The sequence below is a fragment of the Pseudomonas sp. Kh14 genome (assembly GCF_900291005.1).
GTDB classification, from domain to species: Bacteria; Pseudomonadota; Gammaproteobacteria; order Pseudomonadales; family Pseudomonadaceae; genus Aquipseudomonas; species Aquipseudomonas alloputida.
In genome coordinates this window covers 104,277-120,732 of sequence record NZ_OLKJ01000009.1, presented here as the reverse complement: position 1 = coordinate 120,732, position 16,456 = coordinate 104,277, and the positions used below count along the sequence as shown (strand labels likewise).

The following is a 16,456-nucleotide window of genomic DNA, read 5'->3' as shown; positions in this document are numbered from 1 at the left end:
CACTTCACAAATTCCTGAACTGATTATTTGCCGCCAGCGATTTTTCCCCTCGCCCACCGCCACCAGAATCGCTTCACCACAATCACAATAAACCGTGAGGCCACTCCCGTGGACCAGACACTTCAAGTGCGGCAAGCCGCCGCCGACCTCGTCGCGGCGTTCGCCAGCAACGACACCGCCCGCTATTTCGCTTGCTTCAGCGAAGACGCCACCTTTCTGTTCCACACCTTGCCGTATCCGCTGTTGTCGCGTCGCGCCTATGAAGAGCTCTGGGCCCAGTGGCAGGCCGAGGGCTTTACCGTGCTTGCCTGCGAATCGGGCAACGCCCATGTAAGCCTGCAAGGCGACGTGGCTGTGTTCATGCACGATGTGGCCACGCGTATCCGCATCGGCGGTGAAGAGCACCCGTTGAGCGAGCGCGAGACCATCGTCTTCCGTCGCCATGGTGACCAGTGGCTGGCCTGCCACGAGCACCTGTCGGTCGTAACACCGGCCTGATCACCCTTTACGCGGCACTGCCGCCCTGCCATCGCACCCACAAAAAGGCCCGCGCACTGCGCTGGCTACAACAACCGCGCTGGAGCACCACCATGAGCCACTCGACCGGTATCGAGACCAACGGCGTCGAACAGATCCCCGCCGATCAACGCGACGCCTCCCCGCTAGACCTGTTCCGCCTGATCTTCGGCGGTGCCAATACCTTCGCTACCGCCGTACTGGGCAGCTTCCCGGTGCTTTTCGGGTTGTCTTTCCAGGCGGGTGTGTGGGCGATTCTGCTTGGCGTTGGCATCGGCGCGCTGATCCTTGCACCGATGGGGCTGTTCGGCGCGCTTAACGGCACCAACAACGCCGTTTCCTCGGGCGCGCACTTTGGCGTACACGGGCGCATCGTCGGCTCGTTCCTGTCGCTGCTCACGGCGGTGGCGTTTTTCTCGCTTTCGGTATGGAGCTCGGGCGATGCATTGGTCGGTGGTGCCAAGCGCCTGGCCGGCCTGCCAGAGACCGACCTGACCCTGGGCCTGGCCTACGGTGTGTTCGCGGTGCTGGTCCTGGTGGTATGCATCTTTGGCTTCCGCTTCATGCTGTGGGTCAACAAGATTGCCGTTTGGGCCTCGAGCCTGCTGTTCCTGCTGGGCATCGTCGCCTTTGCCGGGCCCTTCGATGCCGGCTACGCAGGCAGCGTCAACCTCGGCCAGGCAGGCTTTTGGGCTGCGTTCGTCGGCGCGGCGATCCTTGCCATGAGCAACCCGGTGTCGTTTGGCGCCTTCCTGGGTGACTGGTCACGCTACATTCCACGCGAAACCCCCAAGGCACGCATCATGCTGGCAGTGATCGCGGCACAGGGGGCGACGCTGATTCCGTTCCTGTTCGGCCTGTGTACGGCCACCCTGGTCGCCACCCAGGCGCCGGACTACATTGCCGCCAACAACTATGTCGGCGGCCTGCTGGCGGTAGCGCCAAGCTGGTTCTTCCTGCCGGTGTGCCTGATTGCGGTGATCGGCGGCATGTCCACCGGCACCACCGCGCTGTATGGCACCGGCCTGGACATGTCCAGCGTGTTCCCACGCTTGCTAAGCCGAGCCGGCGCCACCCTGCTGATCGGCGTGTTGGCGATCGGCTTCATCTTCATTGGCCGCTTCACCTTCAACCTCGTGCAGAGCGTATCGACCTTTGCCGTGCTGATCATTACCTGCACTAGCCCGTGGATGGTGATCATGATCCTTGGCCTGATTACCCGCCGCGGCTTCTACCACGCCGACGACCTGCAGGTATTCACCCGCGGCCAGCGTGGTGGCCACTACTGGTTCCTGCACGGCTGGAACTGGCGCGGCATGGGGGCGTGGATCCCCAGCGCGGCGGTTGGCCTGTGCTTCGTCAACCTGCCGGGGCAGTTCGTCGGCCCACTGGGCGACCTGGCGGGCGGCATCGACCTGAGCCTGCCGGTCACGCTGGGGCTGGCTGGCGTGCTGTACCTGCTGTTGCTCAACCTGTTCCCTGAACCTGCTGGCGTTTATGGCCCCCTGGGCCCGCGATGGGTGCGTTGCAAAAGCACCGCGCATACGCCTGTGACCACCGCCGAAATGGCCTGACTGGAAACCGACCATGACCACTTCCCACTATATCGCCGGCCATTGGGTCGAAGGCCAAGGCAGCGACTGCATCAGTGTCACCGACCCTGCGCTGGGGCAACCGTTCGCCGAGCTGATGGCCGCAAGCGTGAGCCAGGTCGACCAGGCCGTCGCCGCTGCCCGCAGCGCCCTGCCCGCCTGGAAAAGCACCTGCGCCAGTGAACGTGCCGCCTTCCTGCGTGGTTTTGCCGAACAGCTCGGGCAACGCCGTGAAGCGCTTGTCACCCTGCAGATGCGCAATAACGGCAAACCGCGTCACGAAGCGGAAATTGACCTGGATGACGCCATCGCCACCTTTGGCTATTACGCCGAGCTGGCCGAGCAGCTGCCATCGAAAAACCGCACTGTGCCGCTGGCCGCGCCGGGTTTCACCGCCCGCACCCGCCTTGAACCGGTGGGCGTGGTCGGCCTGATCGTGCCGTGGAACTTCCCGTTGGTGACCAGCGCCTGGAAACTTGCCCCGGCCCTGGCCGCCGGTTGCACCGTGGTGCTCAAGCCTTCAGAGGTCACCCCGCTGATCGAACAGGCCTACGGCCAGATCGCCGACGCCCTGGGCCTACCCGCCGGGGTGCTGAACATCGTCAACGGCAAGGCCGAGACCGGCGCCGCGCTGAGCAATCACAACGGCCTGGACAAGCTGTCCTTCACCGGTAGCAACAGCGTCGGCAGCCAAGTGATGCGCAGCGCGTCGGCGCAGTGCCGGCCGGTGACACTGGAACTGGGCGGCAAGTCGGCCATCGTGGTGTTCGATGATTGCGATGTCGACCAAGCGGTGGAATGGATTGTTGCCGGCATCACCTGGAACGCCGGCCAGATGTGTTCGGCCACATCGCGGCTGCTGGTGCAGGACGGCATTGCCGATGCACTGCTGCCGCGCTTGCAGGCGGCACTGGAAAACCTGCGGGTGGGTAATCCTTTGACCGAAGAGGTCGACATGGGTCCGCTGACCAGCCAGGCACAATGGCTGAAAGTAGCCAGCTACTTTGCCACGGCGCGGGAAGAAGGTTTGCAGTGCCTGGCTGGCGGCCATGCACTGGACCGTGAAGGCTGGTTCGTCAGCCCGACGCTGTATACCGATGTGCCGAAGGACAGCCGCCTGTGGACCGAGGAAATCTTTGGCCCGGTGCTCTGTGCACGGCGCTTTGCCAGCGAGGAACAGGCCATTGCCGAAGCCAATGACAGCCGCTTCGGGTTGGTAGCCACGGTGTGCTCCGCCGACTTGGAGCGCGCCGAGCGCGTGGCCGATGCGCTGGAGGTTGGTCATGTGTGGATCAACTCGGTGCAGGCGGTGTTCGTCGAAACGTCATGGGGGGGCACCAAGGGCAGCGGGATCGGCCGTGAGCTGGGGCCTTGGGGGTTGTCAGCCTATCAGTCGGTCAAGCATGTAACCCGCTGCCTGGGCTGATATCGCAAGGAGCCGCGTTATGGCACCGGCCCTGCCGGTGTTCGCGGGTAAACCCGCTCCTACACGACGGCCTGTGTCCAACCCTCGACGTGTGTCCACCACCAATCTGCGTAGGAGCGGGTTTACCCGCGAATACGGTGGTGGCGGCAACGGTGAACGGCGGGTGGAAATTGGCCAGCAGGGCCGGCCCTTTCGCGGGTAAACCCGCTCCTACACGACGGCCTGTGTCCAACCCCAGAGGTGTGTCCACCACCAATCTGCGTAGGAGCGGGTTTACCCGCAAATACGGTAGCGGCGGCAACAGTGAACGGCGGGTGGAAATTGGCCAGCAGGGCCGGCCCTTTCGCGGGTAAACCCGCTCCTACACGGCGGCCTGTGTCCAACCCCAGAGGTGTGTCCACCACCAATCTGTGTAGGAGCGGGTTTACCCGCGAATACGGTAGCGGCGGCAACAGTGAACGGCGGGTGGAAATTGGCCAGCAGGGCCGGCCCTTTCGCGGGTAAACCCGCTCCTACACGGCGGCCTGTGTCCAACCCCAGAGGTGTGTCCACCACCAATCTGTGTAGGAGCGGGTTTACCCGCGAATACGGTAGCGGCGGCAACAGTGAACGGCGGGTGGAAATTGGCCAGCAGGGCCGGCCCTTTCGCGGGTAAACCCGCTCCTGCCAGCTGGACAGCCCACCCGATGCCTACACCGACTCGTCAGCCGGCCGCGCCCCCTCCTGCACCAGCACCATGCTCTGCGGCGAAGACAGTGGAATGCCTTCATCACGCAATCGGCCAAGAATGGTGAACAGCAGGTCGCTGCGGGCTCCCGATACCTGCCGCGGCCCGGCCACATAGCCACTCACACCAATCACCATGCCGCTGGCCGTCAGGTCCTTGAACGACACCGAGGTAGCTGGCGCATCCAGAATCGCCTCATGCTCATGGTAAGCCGCCAGCAGCAGCTCACGCACACGGTTGGCATCGGTCTCCAGCGGCAGTGTCAGGGTAATGCTGACCACGCCCAGCGCGTTGCCCATGGTCACGTTGCGCACGTTCTGCGAGATGAACTGCGAGTTGGGCACGATCACCGTGGAGCGGTCAGACATCTGGATCTCGGTGGCGCGGACATTGATGCGGCGGATATCACCCTCGACACCCGCCAGGCTGACCCAGTCGCCGACCTTCACCGGGCGCTCGGTCAGCAGGATCAGGCCGGAAATGAAGTTCTGCACGATCTGCTGCAAACCGAAACCGATACCGACCGACAGGGCACTGACCACCCAGGTCAGGCTGGTGAGGTTGATACGCAAGGTCGACATCACCAGCATGGCCAGGAACAGGAAACCCAGGTAACCCACCAAGGTCACCAGCGAGGCCCGCATACCGGCGTCCATCTCGGTTTCCGGCAGCAGGCGGTCGCTCAGCCAGCGCTTGACCACACGGATGGCGAACAGGCCGCCGAGGAAGATCGCCAAGGCCAGCATGATGTCCTGCGGCACGATGTTCAGGTTGCCGAGCACCTTGCCGCCGGTCCCATCCCAGTCGCCCAGACTCAACAGCAATTCGCTAGGGCTGGTGCCCGACGGCATCAACACCAGCAGCAGTGCCAGGAACAGCACGACAGTGCGGCCGATGCCGGCCAGTATGGTACTGGCCTGGGCCTGGTGGCGAGGCGCCAGACCCAGGGTCGACGCCAGTGCCAGGCCACCGGGCTGGCGGGGCGACAGCAGGGTTTCGCACAGGTCGCCGAAGAAGGTGGTCAGCAAGTAGGCGCAGGTGATCACCAGGCTGACCCACAACAGCTTGGCGGTGAGGAAATAGGCGAGTGTCAGGTAGCCGGTGAGCAGGGCCAGCAGGATCAACGTCAGCCAGATGACCATCACGAACGGGATGAGCCCGGCCAGGCCCGTCGGGCGCTCCAGGTCATGCTTGCGCAGGGTGCGGCGGTAACACAGCAGCGCGCCTGCAAAGGTGAGCGCCACCACCAGCGCGGTCAGCCCGTTGACAGCCACCGTCAGCGCCAGGCTGGCGCCGATCACGCTGTTCATGCGCTCCATGGTCATCATGACCATCAGTGCCAATGCCAGCACCTTCGGGAACCAGCCCAGCGCACTGGCGACTTCGTCGTGGATCGCCGGCAGCCGCCAGGACGGACGCTGCAGCATCAGCATGGCGCGACCCAGGCCTGTGATGAAGGCACTGAACACCACCAGAGTGAGAATGTGATTGGTCAGGCTGGCGATATCCGAACCCAATCTTGCATTGCTTTCCAGCCCCCAGCGCAGCAACGACACCGAGCCGGCGATGGTGCCCAGGGTTGCCAGGCTAACGCCCAGAGCCAAGGCGCTGCGGCGCAGGCGGCCCTCCGGTAACCAACGGATCATGGCACTGGCCAGCAAGCGTTCAAGCACGCGCCTTACCAACGTCCACACCAGAATTGCCGCCACCAGGCTGGCAACGAACTGCCAGCGGTTTTCGGCGCTGAAGGCGCTGCTGATGGCATCGGCCGCCTCGCCGCGCAGATCACGCAGGCGCGCCACGTCGTCCTGGGTGGGGCGGATGATGCTCTGCCAGAACGCCGGGCTCAGCGGCGAGGCTGCACGGCTGGTGATTTGCGAGTTGAACTGGCTGCGGCGCAGGTTGACGATTTGCGTGGACAGGTCACGGGCCGACTGGGTCAGCTTGGTGGCCTGATCCTGCTGGGCTACCAGCGCCTTTTTCTCGGCCTCCAGCGCTTTGCGCTGCTGCGTCAGGGTAGCGGCCTCGTCCGGCTGGGCCGGGCCGATGACCTTCAGCTGATCGTCGAGTTTTCCCACATCGGCAGTGCGCAGCGCACTCAATGCATCAGCTTGACGCTGAACCTGCATCGCGCCCAGGCGCAGTTGCGACAGCACGTCGTCGTTGGCCTCGCTGGTGACGCCTTGCCGGATGAGGTCCAAGCGGTCGCTCAGCTGTTCGAGGCTGGCGTTTTCGTCCAGTGCGGGCGCCTCGGCAGCCGCCAGGTTGGACAATGGCGTGGCCGGGGCCGACCAGGTCGGGCTGACAAACAACAGCATCAGGGCCAGCAGGGCAATCACACCTGGGCAATAACGGGCAAGGCTGACACGCCTCATCGAATATTCCTCTTTGCAATTCGATTTGGCGGGAGATTCTACGCGGCTTCGGGCGGTCAGGAGAGTGCCGTTTCTCGCTTCAGCAATTGCTGTTTGCGCTCCACGCCCCAGCGGTAACCGCTGATGTCGCCATCCCGGCGCACCACGCGGTGGCAAGGGATGGCCACGGCAATACGGTTGGCCGCGCAGGCCATGGCTACCGCCCGCACGGCTTTGGGGGCGCCAATGCGCTCGGCGATGTCGGTGTAGCTAACCCGGCTTCCGGCCGGCACCTCACGCAGCGCCTGCCACACCCGCTCCTGAAACGCGGTGCCTTGCACATCCAGCGGCAGGGCGAGGCCCAAGGCTGGCGCTTCGACGAAACCGATCACTTCGGCAACCATGTTTTCGTAGGCGGTATCGCCGCCAATCAGGTGGGCCTTGGGGAACTGATCCTGCAGCTCGTGTAACAAGCCCTCGGGGTCGTCGCCCAGCAGAATCGCGCAGATGCCCTTGTCGCTCTGGGCGACCAGTATTGCACCCAGCGAGCACTGCCCAAGGGCGAAGTGAATGGTTGCCCCGGCACCGCCGGCGCGGTATTGCCGGGGGCGCATGCCCAGGCGCTGGTCGGCGCTTTCGTAGAAGCGGCTGTTGGAGTTGTAGCCGGCGTTGTAGATAGCATCGGTGACTGAGTGCTGGCCGCCTTCCAGGTGCGCACGCAGGCGCCGGGCACGGAAGGCCATGGCGTAGGCTTTGGGGGTAACCCCGGTTTCGGCCTTGAACAGCCGATGCAGGTGGAAGGGGCTGACGGCCAGCCGTGCACTGAGTTGGCCGAGGCTTGGCGCGGGGTCGCTGGTTTCGATCAAGCGGCAGGCGTGGGTAACCAGCTGGCTGTGGCGGGTGGCGCTGGCCTTGCTGATACAGCGTTTGCAAGCACGGTAGCCGGCAGCCTCGGCAGCCGCGGCAGTGTCGTAGAACTCGACGTTCATGCGCTTGGCCTGGCGTGATTTGCAGCCGGGGTGGCAGTAGACGCCAGTGGTACGTACGGCGTAGACAAAGTGGCCCGTGGCGGCAGTGTCGCGGGACTCTACGGCTTGCCAGCGTTGGTCGGGGGTGGTGTAGGGGTTCATCTTCGATTCCCGGATATGTTGTTGCCTGTACGGGCGATGCAAAAACCTCAGGCCCGCCACAGGTACCAGGCCGCCACGGTACGAAACGGCCGCCAAGCGCCGCCCAGCGAACGCATTTGCGCCGGTGTCGGCGCCGTCTCCAGCCCTTTGAGCCGCCGATACCCCTCGCGCACGCCAAAATCGTCCACCGGCAGAATGTCAGAACGCCCCAGGCTATAGATCAGCAGCATCTCCACCGTCCACCGCCCTACCCCACGCAGCGCCACCAGGCGTTCGATCAACGCCTCGTCAGCCATGGTTAACGCCTGCTCCCGCGTCGGTACCAAGCCCTCCAAGGTGGCTTGAGCAATGCCCTGGACCGTCACCAGCTTGCTCGCCGAAAAGCCGCAGGCACGCAGGGTTTCCGGGGTTACCGCCAACAACTGCTCTGGCTGCGGAAAATCATCTGCCGGGAACAGTGCCAGCAAACGCCCCAGGATCGCCTCGGCGGCACGGGCGTGCAGTTGCTGATAGGCAATCGCCCGCACCAACGCCTCATAAGGCTCCCGTCCCGGGGTAGCCTGGTGCAGGCAGGGCCCGATCGCTGCGATATGCCGTGACCAGTCCGGGTCAAGTGCCGCCAGGTGTTGCGCGGCCTCGCGATAGGCCTCAGGCGAAAGGTCGGCCAGCATCATGGCACCTCCATCAAGTCGATTGCAGTTCCAGCTTAGCGCAGCCGTTCATCGGGCAAACGCCGGTTCTTGCGCAGCTAATCTTTGGCATGCCATTGCTCCGCGCCATCTTCCCCGCATAGAATTGAGAACTATTCACAATCGCACACATCACTGGACTGGGCCTTCTCTACGATGCAGATCAACGACACGCTCAAGCCCACCGAGGTCGCTCTGCTCTACCAGTCTCACCATGCCTGGTTGCGTGGCTGGTTACGCAGCCGGGTCGGTTGCAGTGAACATGCCGCAGACCTGGCCCAGGATACCTTCGTGCGGTTGTTGCGCGCCCGCCAGGTGTCACCGCTCAAAGAACCCCGTGCCTACCTCAGCAGCATCGCCCGTGGCTTGATGATCGACCAGTTCCGACGCCGCGCGCTGGAGCGGGCCTATCAGGAGAGCCTGGCTCACCTGCCCGAAGCAGAAGTGCCCAGCGAAGAGGATAAGCTTGTCCTCCTCGATAGCCTGGAACGCCTCGACCGCGCCTTGCAGCAGTTGAAACCGCGCGTCCGCCAAGCGTTCCTGCTGGCCCAGCTAGACGGTTTGAGCATCGTGCAGGTTGCCCAACGTCTAGGAGTGTCCAGGGCCACTGTTGAGCGCGACCTGGCCAAAGCCCTGGGCGCCTGCTACCGGTTGCGCTATGCCGATGCCTGATGGTACGCCCGCACAGGCGCAGGTCGATCAGGCCATCGACTGGCTGGTGAAGCTGCGTTTCGATACCCCCAGCCCGCGCACCGAGCAGCAGTTTCAACACTGGCTGGCCAGCCACCCACACAACCGCCTGGCCTGGCAGCGGGTCAGTAATCTGGGTGATGAACTGGCCGGGCTGCCCAAGGACCTGAGCCGGCGCACCCTGGACGCTAGCCAGCACCCAAAAGCCAGCCGCAGGGACCACCTGAAGTTGCTGGGGCTGTTGGCCGTCGGCGGCAGCCTGGGCTGGGCCGCGCGCGAACCGCTGGGCCTGCCACAACTGCTGGCCGACACCAGCACTGCCACAGGCGAACGGCGTCAATGGCAAGGCAGTGACGGCAGTCGTCTGCAGCTCAACACTGCCAGTGCCATCGACTTGCACTACAGCGCGGAACAACGCCAGCTGAAACTGATCCATGGCGAGGTCAGCCTGGACAGCAACCCCAACGACAACCGCCCATTCCACGTCGCCACCCCTGTCGGCCCGCTGACCACCTTCGATGGCCAGCTGTTGCTGCGCGAAAACAGCCAGGGCCTGCTGCTGTCGGTGCGGCGTGGTGAAGTCACGCTGTTCCCTGCCTCGGCGTCAGCGAGGCAGGTGCTGCCCGGTGAAACCTTGCAAATCACAGCCGAAGGCAGCATTCAGGCCAGAGCACTGCACAACGACCCCTGGGGTTGGACCGAAGGTGTACTCAGCGTGCAGCAGATGCCGCTTGCCGAGTTTGCCAGCGAACTCGGCCGCTACCGACCGGGCCTGTTGCGCTGCGCTCCAGAAGTGGCGGGCTTGAAGGTTTCCGGCACCTATCAGTTGGCTGACACCGGGCAAATCCTGCAACTGCTCACCCGCAGCCTGCCCGTGCGGGTCGAGTACAGGACGCGCTATTGGGTAAGCATCGGCGCAGCGTAAAAGGATATCACTGCGCCACAGCCCGCATCCGCCCACGGCGCCGGTATGACTGCCTGGCAAAGCACACGAACAGCCCGGCCATCAGTGCCAGCGCCATGGGCAAACCATGCGGCGCGACATTCATGGCCGCCCCACTGACCAACGGCCCGACCAGGCTGCCTACGCCCCAGAGCAAGCCCACGCTGGCGTTGGCAGTGACCAGGTCCTGGCCCTTGAAGCGCTGCCCGATCAGCACCAGCGCCAAGGTATAGATCCCCCCCGCCACCGCGCCCAGTACCACCAGCAGCGGCCACAGCAGCCAGGTCAGATTCAGCAGCCAAGGCAAACCGATGCCGATCACCATCGCCACCAGCCCGCACGCCAGGTGCAGCCCTGTGCGCTCAACCCGATCGGCCAACCAGCCCAGCGGCAGCTGGAAAAGCATGTCGCCGGCAAACACCACCGTCACCATCAACGCCGCCACGCCAACGGCAAAGCCATGGCTGGTGGCGTACACCGGCAGCAGCGACAGCACCACGGCATCGAAGAACGAGAAGAACAGCACCGCCATGCACAACGCCGGTGCCACCCGGAAGAACCCGGCCAGGCCGAAGCTTTTTTCGCCCTCTTCGTGCTCGACATGGTCGTTGGGCACAGTCAGCACAATGCACAGCAACGCCAGCCCATAACAGACCGTGACAACACCCGTGATCCACGGGCTATCGGCGCCCAGCACTGCCAGCATGGCCGGGCCCAGCACCTGAAAGCCCGTAAAGCTGGTGGCGTACAGGGCCATGATCTTGCCGCGGTTATGTTCGGGGCACAGTTCGTTGACCCACGACTCGCCGAGGATGATGGCGATCCCCATGCCAAGCCCCAGGCCCAGGCGCAGCAACGCCAGCAGCCACAACGAGCCGAACGCGGACTCGAGCAAGGCGATGCTGACCGTGCACAGGCTGAAACACAGCAGATAGATAGTACGCCGGGTGAGATGGCGGCAGCAGACGTCGACCAGAAAAGCCGAGAGCATCATGCCGGCGGCAGGGATGGCCGAGATGATGCCGATTTCCAGGGTGCTCGCCCCCGCTTCATGCAGGCGCAACGACACCAGCGGCAAGCTGGCCCCCAAACTGAAACCCACGACAGAAACGGCGAACAACAGGCCCGCCAATAAACGCATGTTCATGTACCACTCCTGGCAAACCGAAAAGACGTGCAGAAACAGACGCGCACGCCGGAACGGCGAGCGACGCTAAAGCGCAGATCAGTTCAGGCGAGGTGTGGCGAGAAGGTGAAGGCAAACAGCACGCTGCGGCGGCGCTTGAGCACCGTGTCACTCGGCCATGCACGACGCAGCGCCTGAAGGGCAGGCTGGCGGGCGTGTGGGAGGGACTGGGTACGGCGCATTGCTTTGGCTACTACGCAGGTGATTGAAAAAAGAGGCGGCACTCTAGCCACCTCCAGGGGGCTAGTCAATTGCCCGGGGGCCGCTGTCAGGCCCCCGGCGCGTTCAGCGTTTACCTGTACTTGGCAGGAACACCGCCAACAACCCGAACAATGGCAGGAACGAACACAACCCATACACATATTCGATACCACGCAGGTCCGCTACGTACCCCAACAGCGCAGCGCCAATGCCGCCAAAACCGAACATCAGGCCGAAGAAGATCCCGGCAATCATGCCCACGCTGCCCGGCACCAGTTCCTGCGCATACACAACGATCGCGGAAAACGCCGAAGCCAGGATAAAGCCGATCACCACGCTCAGCACCGTGGTCCAGAACAAGTCGGCATACGGCAGCGCCAGCGTGAACGGCGCCACGCCCAGTATCGAAAACCAGATAACAGCCTTGCGTCCGATACGGTCACCGATCGGCCCGCCAAAAAAGGTGCCCGCCGCCACCGCGCCGAGGAACAGGAACAGGTGCAGCTGCGAGCTGGCCACCGACACACCGAACTTCTCGATCAGGTAGAAGGTAAAGTAGCTGGTGAAGCTGGCCATGTAGAAGTACTTGGAGAACACCAGCAAGCCCAGCACGATCAGCGCCGCGATTACCCGATTGCGCGAAATGCCGTGGGTGGCCTGAACTGCCTTGCGCGCCTTGGCCTGATTGAGGTGTTCCTTGTACCAGCCGCGCAGCATCAGGGTAACGCCGAGGAAGAACAGCCCGGCCAGGCCGAACCAGGCCACATGGGTCTGACCGAACGGTATGACGATGGCCGCTGCCAGCAGCGGGCCCAGAGCGGAACCGGTGTTGCCACCGACCTGGAAGGTCGATTGGGCCAGGCCGAAGCGCCCGCCCGAGGCCAGCCGTGCAATACGCGAGGTTTCCGGGTGGAAGGTCGACGAGCCAATGCCCACCAGCGCCGACGCCAGCAGGATCATCGGGAAACTGCCAACGAAGGCCAGCATCACAATCCCCACCAATGTGCACAGGGTGCCTAGCGGCAACAGATTTGGCGTGGGCCGGCGGTCGGTGAAGAAGCCAACCCACGGCTGCAACAGCGAGGCGGTGATCTGGAACGTGAGCGTGATCATGCCGATCTGGGCGAAGCTCAGGTCGTAGTTAGCCTTGAGCATCGGGTAAATCGCCGGCAGCACCGACTGGATCAGGTCGTTGATCAAGTGCGCCAAGGCGCAGAAACCGATGATACGCATAACCATCGGCGAGGCTTGGCTTGCCGCTGCCGGGTTGGATGCGGTGGAGGCACTACTGGTGGCCATTTGCCTAAATCTCCGTCCTCTGGTTTGGGATCCGATTATCAGGAATCAAATAGATACATAGCTACCTTTTTTATCCCCCTGTCGCCGCGTACTTGAAAATGGTTCTCAATATAATTAGCATCTTCTGCCAATGACTCCCGTCATCGTTAGGCCAAACGGCCCCTATCGTGAGCAGACCGCCCCCATGAGCCCGATGTCCGCCAAGCAGCTGCAGCCCGATCCGCAACAGGAAGCGCTGGCGTGGTTTTCGTTGCTGCGCCAGCCCGGTTGCGACGAAACCCAGCGCCAGGCATTTGCGGCCTGGTGTCAGGTACAAGAGAACGCCCACGCCTACGCCGAGCTGGAGACGTTCTGGCAACAGCTGCAACCCGCACCTGCCCGCCCTCGCCCACGGCATGTCACTGTCCGTCGCAGTCACCTGGGTAAATGGTTGGCGCTTGCGTTTTTGCTAGGGTTGGGTGCTGCTGCTTACCTGTACTGGCCGCTGATGCAGCGTCTGGCCAGCGAGCTGCACACCGATGTGGGAGAGCGCCGCAGCATACGCTTGGCGGATGGCACGACATTGAACCTGGACAGCGCCAGCGCGATGAACGTCGACCTGCGCGGCCGCACCCGCCAACTGCACCTGGTGCAGGGCCAGGTGCATCTGGAAGTCGTGCTCGACGGGCGCGCCATGGACGTGGAAGTGGGCAACGCACGCATCCAGGTATACGGCACTCGCTTGCAGATAGCCCGCCATGCAGGGCGCGACGAACTCGTGGTATTCAGTGGCAAGGCCATGGTCACCCAGGGGGGTGAGCAGCGGATGGTCTCGGCGGGTGAGCGGGTAACCTTCGATGACACACGCATCGACCCGGTGCGTAAGGCTGATCTGAAAACCGCTGACAGTTGGCGCAATGGCCGCCTGAAAGCCACAGACATGCCATTGAGGCAGGTGCTGGAGCGCCTTGCCGGTTACCAAGGGCAGCGTCTGTGGATGATGGATGAACAAGTGGCTCATCGCCGTGTAAGCGGCGACTTCAACCTCGACCAGCCTGGCCAAAGCCTGCAATCCTTGGCTGCAGCCCAGCAGTTGCAGTTGCTGGGCGTGCTCGGGCACTGGCTTGTGGTGCGCTGAAACCGGGGCTGGCCGCTAAGTTTTTGAAAGCGTGCAAATTTTTTTTGAAATGAGTGTTGACAGAGGGGGCGTTCAAGAGAATAATGCGCGCCATCGGCTACATAGCTCAGTTGGTTAGAGCATAGCATTCATAATGCTGGGGTCCGGGGTTCAAGTCCCTGTGTAGCCACCAAACAAGACAAAGGGCTTACCGCAAGGTAAGCCCTTTTTCTTTGCCTGCGAAAAAGTTGCTGATGCCCGCGCCAACCAATCCCGCAGCAGCCGGGCGCCGAATCACAGGTTTCGGCGCAGCTATCGTCGCCTCAACGTATTCCGGTCACCGCCACAGCCAGGCCAAGCCCGATCAATGCCAGACCAATGGCCCGGTCCACCAGCACTTGCCGCTCGATCATCGCCCTGCGCAATGCCGTACTGGAGAAAAATACCGCCACCAGGCTGAACCATAGCCAATGGGCAACGGACATGAACGCACCGTAGGCGAAGTTCAGCGCCAGCGGGCTGCCAGGCTGCACCACCTGGGTGAAGGCACTGATGACAAACAACATGGTCTTGGGGTTTAGGGCGTTGGTCAAAAAGCCGGTGCGCAGCGCTTGCAGTACGCTGGCAGCAGACTGGCCAACCCCGTCCAGGCTGATGCGTCGGGTGTTGGTCAATGACTTGTACCCGAGGTAGATCAGGTAGCCCGCACCCAGCACCTTCATGACGAAGAACAGCGTCGGGCTCTGGCTGATGATCACGGCAATGCCCAACACCGTGTACAACACATGCACCTGCACCCCCAGGGCGATGCCCACAGCAGCAGCCAGCCCGGCCTTGCGCCCCTGCGCATAACTGCTGCGGGTGACCATGGCGAAGTCCGCGCCGGGGCTGATGACGGCGAGCAGGGTGAACAGGGCGACGGCGATGAGTTCGGTCATGCTGAGGGCTCTCGATAGGCGATGGAAATGCACAGACCGCCGATTATCAAGCGCTTACAGATGCGGAAAAATCGATTTATGCTGAGATGAATCTGATAGTTTTACTCACAGATATGTACAGCCTGCCTTGGCCTCTTCGCGGGTAAACCCGCTCCTACAGGGAAATATGTGGCCATGTAGGAGCGGGTTTACCCGCGAAGAGGCCGGCACAGCTGAACAGGGATATCATGAAACTGCCGCCACTCAACGCCTTCCGCTACTTCGACATTGCCGCCCAGACCGAAAGCTTCGTGCGTGCCGCCGAACATTTGCACGTCACTCACGGCGCGGTCAGCCGCCAAATACGCCTGCTGGAAGAAAGCCTTGGCGTGGAACTGTTCGAGCGCCGCAACCGGGCCATTTTCCTCACCCCCGCCGGTCGTGCCCTGCAAAGCACCACCCAGGCGATCTTCGAACAACTCGAAGGCGCTGTGCAGCGCCTGCAGCAACAAGCTCGCGACAATGTGCTGGTGCTGTCTTGCGAGCCGACCATTGCCATGCGCTGGCTGATACCGCGCCTGCCGCGCTTCCATGCCACCCACCCCGACCTTCAGTTGCACCTGGTAGCCGCAGGCGGCCCGCTGGACTTCGCCCGCAGCGGTGTCGACCTGGCAATTCGCCGCGACGACTTCCACTGGGACAACCAGCTGTACAGCCAGAAAATCTGCGATGAATGGATCGGCCCGGTGTGCCACCCCGCCGCCAGCGCCAGACTCGATGGCCAACGGCTGCTGCACAGCGCCACCCGGCCTGCTGCCTGGCCCACCTGGCTGCGCCTGAGCGGCCAGCAGGCGCGGCACTGCGAACGCAGCGACTACGAACATTTCTACCTGTCGATTCAGGCCGCCAGCGCCGGACTGGGCCTGGCCATTGCCTCAGCCCTGATGGTGCGCGACGAACTCGACAGCGGGCAGCTGCAGGCGCCGTTCGGTTTTGTGCGCGATGGCTCGGCCTACCACCTGCTCAGCCCGCAGCCTCTGGCCGACAGCGGCAAGCGCCAGCGCTTCGCCGGGTGGATAATGGACGAATGCCGGGAGTGCCTGGCTCATTTGGGGTTGATACAGAACGACGCCCCCGCACCGCCATCACCACCCCAGGTGCGATAACCGGCGGTATCCAAATGGATACGGCCTGATGGGTAGCGGCCCAGCCCCATGTTCCAGGCTTGGCCGTGCTGCTGCCAGAAACGGCACAGCGGATTGGGGTCGGCCCAGGCCGGCAGCAGTATATCGACGGCGAACGCGCGGGTATGCGCACTGTTGGCCGCCCCGCCCGCGCAGGCGTTCAGGCGCGGCTCACGGTAAGCCGAAACCACCTCGAACTGGCGCAGGATGCCTTGATCGTCGAGTGCCTTGATCAACGCGAGGGTCGAGCGCACAGCGGCCCAATTGCCGGGGGGCGGTACGGCGAAAGGCGATGCATTGCACAGTTTCCAGTCCGATGCCGAGCGCAGCAACTGGTGAATTGGCACTACACCGTAAAGCCGGGCATCTACCAGCATTTCACGGAAGGGGCGGGTTTGATGATCACCCGCCCACTGGGCGAACATCCACACGTCACGCTCGTCAGCGTGAGCAGCGCTTGCGCTACACAGGCTCGCTGCCAAAAGCAGTTTTCTCATTCTTTATCC

The 16,456-nt window shown here is 63.3% G+C and carries 15 protein-coding genes and 1 tRNA gene; 8 read left to right on the top strand and 8 right to left on the bottom strand.

All coding sequences use genetic code 11. The features are described from left to right. The first annotated feature begins 108 nt into the window (after nucleotides 1–108). From FQ668_RS03000 to FQ668_RS02990, 3 genes are all read left to right on the top strand, one after another. Nucleotides 109–498 carry a nuclear transport factor 2 family protein gene (locus tag FQ668_RS03000; RefSeq protein WP_004575697.1) on the top strand — a complete coding sequence of 130 codons (390 nt, stop codon included), beginning with the start codon at nucleotides 109–111 and terminating at the stop codon, nucleotides 496–498. A gap of 92 nt (nucleotides 499–590) precedes the next feature. Next, nucleotides 591–2,090, top strand: a complete 1,500-nt coding sequence (locus FQ668_RS02995) for a cytosine permease (RefSeq protein WP_004575698.1) — start codon at nucleotides 591–593, stop codon at nucleotides 2,088–2,090. Nucleotides 2,091–2,103: 13 nt separating this feature from the next. Continuing rightward, a complete protein-coding gene (locus FQ668_RS02990) occupies nucleotides 2,104–3,534 on the top strand; it encodes an aldehyde dehydrogenase family protein (protein WP_019437905.1) in 1,431 nt (476 codons plus the stop codon). Nucleotides 3,535–4,224: 690 nt separating this feature from the next. Here FQ668_RS02990 and FQ668_RS02970 read toward each other — a convergent pair. Genes FQ668_RS02970 through FQ668_RS02960 form a run of 3 tightly spaced genes read right to left on the bottom strand, consistent with a single transcriptional unit; the run spans nucleotide 4,225 to nucleotide 8,419 of the window. Then, nucleotides 4,225–6,636 carry a DUF3772 domain-containing protein gene (locus tag FQ668_RS02970; RefSeq protein ID WP_019437906.1) on the bottom strand — a complete coding sequence of 804 codons (2,412 nt, stop codon included), beginning with the start codon at nucleotides 6,634–6,636 and terminating at the stop codon, nucleotides 4,225–4,227. A 56-nt stretch (nucleotides 6,637–6,692) separates the two neighbouring features. Further along, nucleotides 6,693–7,745 carry a bifunctional DNA-binding transcriptional regulator/O6-methylguanine-DNA methyltransferase Ada gene (gene ada / locus FQ668_RS02965; RefSeq protein ID WP_144179883.1) on the bottom strand — a complete coding sequence of 351 codons (1,053 nt, stop codon included), beginning with the start codon at nucleotides 7,743–7,745 and terminating at the stop codon, nucleotides 6,693–6,695. Between the two features lie 47 nt (nucleotides 7,746–7,792). Next, the gene (locus tag FQ668_RS02960; protein WP_019437908.1) at nucleotides 7,793–8,419 is read right to left on the bottom strand and encodes a DNA-3-methyladenine glycosylase; all 627 of its coding nucleotides are present in this window, start codon (nucleotides 8,417–8,419) and stop codon (nucleotides 7,793–7,795) included. Between the two features lie 171 nt (nucleotides 8,420–8,590). On the opposite strand from FQ668_RS02960, the gene FQ668_RS02955 reads away from it, so the two are divergent. Both FQ668_RS02955 and FQ668_RS02950 read left to right on the top strand, forming a co-directional pair. Beyond that, nucleotides 8,591–9,106: a sigma-70 family RNA polymerase sigma factor gene (locus FQ668_RS02955; RefSeq protein WP_019437909.1), complete on the top strand. Its 516-nt coding sequence runs from the start codon at nucleotides 8,591–8,593 to the stop codon at nucleotides 9,104–9,106. Next, nucleotides 9,093–10,049 (top strand): FecR domain-containing protein, encoded by a 957-nt coding sequence (locus FQ668_RS02950; protein ID WP_019437910.1) that lies wholly within the window; start codon nucleotides 9,093–9,095, stop codon nucleotides 10,047–10,049. The genes FQ668_RS02955 and FQ668_RS02950 overlap by 14 nt, the downstream gene beginning before the upstream one ends. A 7-nt stretch (nucleotides 10,050–10,056) precedes the next feature. On the opposite strand, the gene FQ668_RS02945 is transcribed toward FQ668_RS02950, so the two are convergent. The 3 genes from FQ668_RS02945 to FQ668_RS02940 form a co-directional block, all read right to left on the bottom strand. Continuing rightward, a complete protein-coding gene (locus FQ668_RS02945) occupies nucleotides 10,057–11,214 on the bottom strand; it encodes an MFS transporter (protein ID WP_014589641.1) in 1,158 nt (385 codons plus the stop codon). Between the two features lie 83 nt (nucleotides 11,215–11,297). Continuing rightward, nucleotides 11,298–11,435 (bottom strand): hypothetical protein, encoded by a 138-nt coding sequence (locus tag FQ668_RS28485; RefSeq protein WP_019437911.1) that lies wholly within the window; start codon nucleotides 11,433–11,435, stop codon nucleotides 11,298–11,300. Nucleotides 11,436–11,538: 103 nt separating this feature from the next. Further along, nucleotides 11,539–12,753 (bottom strand): MFS transporter, encoded by a 1,215-nt coding sequence (locus tag FQ668_RS02940; protein ID WP_014589640.1) that lies wholly within the window; start codon nucleotides 12,751–12,753, stop codon nucleotides 11,539–11,541. Nucleotides 12,754–12,946: 193 nt separating this feature from the next. On the opposite strand from FQ668_RS02940, the gene FQ668_RS02935 reads away from it, so the two are divergent. Together FQ668_RS02935 and FQ668_RS02930 are read left to right on the top strand one after the other, a co-directional pair. Next, nucleotides 12,947–13,870, top strand: coding sequence for a FecR domain-containing protein (locus FQ668_RS02935; protein ID WP_014589639.1), 924 nt, complete (start codon nucleotides 12,947–12,949; stop codon nucleotides 13,868–13,870). Between the two features lie 95 nt (nucleotides 13,871–13,965). Next, nucleotides 13,966–14,042: transfer RNA gene (locus FQ668_RS02930), tRNA-Met, on the top strand. Between the two features lie 130 nt (nucleotides 14,043–14,172). Here the strand turns inward: FQ668_RS02930 and FQ668_RS02925 are convergent. Next, the gene (locus tag FQ668_RS02925) at nucleotides 14,173–14,787 is read right to left on the bottom strand and encodes a LysE family translocator (RefSeq protein ID WP_014589638.1); all 615 of its coding nucleotides are present in this window, start codon (nucleotides 14,785–14,787) and stop codon (nucleotides 14,173–14,175) included. Between the two features lie 227 nt (nucleotides 14,788–15,014). On the opposite strand from FQ668_RS02925, the gene FQ668_RS02915 reads away from it, so the two are divergent. Then, entirely contained in the window at nucleotides 15,015–15,932 is a 918-nt protein-coding gene (locus FQ668_RS02915) for a LysR substrate-binding domain-containing protein (protein ID WP_019437366.1), read from the top strand. Here the strand turns inward: FQ668_RS02915 and FQ668_RS02910 are convergent. Then, the gene (locus FQ668_RS02910; protein WP_026031858.1) at nucleotides 15,872–16,447 is read right to left on the bottom strand and encodes a D-Ala-D-Ala carboxypeptidase family metallohydrolase; all 576 of its coding nucleotides are present in this window, start codon (nucleotides 16,445–16,447) and stop codon (nucleotides 15,872–15,874) included. The genes FQ668_RS02915 and FQ668_RS02910 overlap by 61 nt on opposite strands. Between the last annotated feature and the right edge of the window lie 9 nt (nucleotides 16,448–16,456).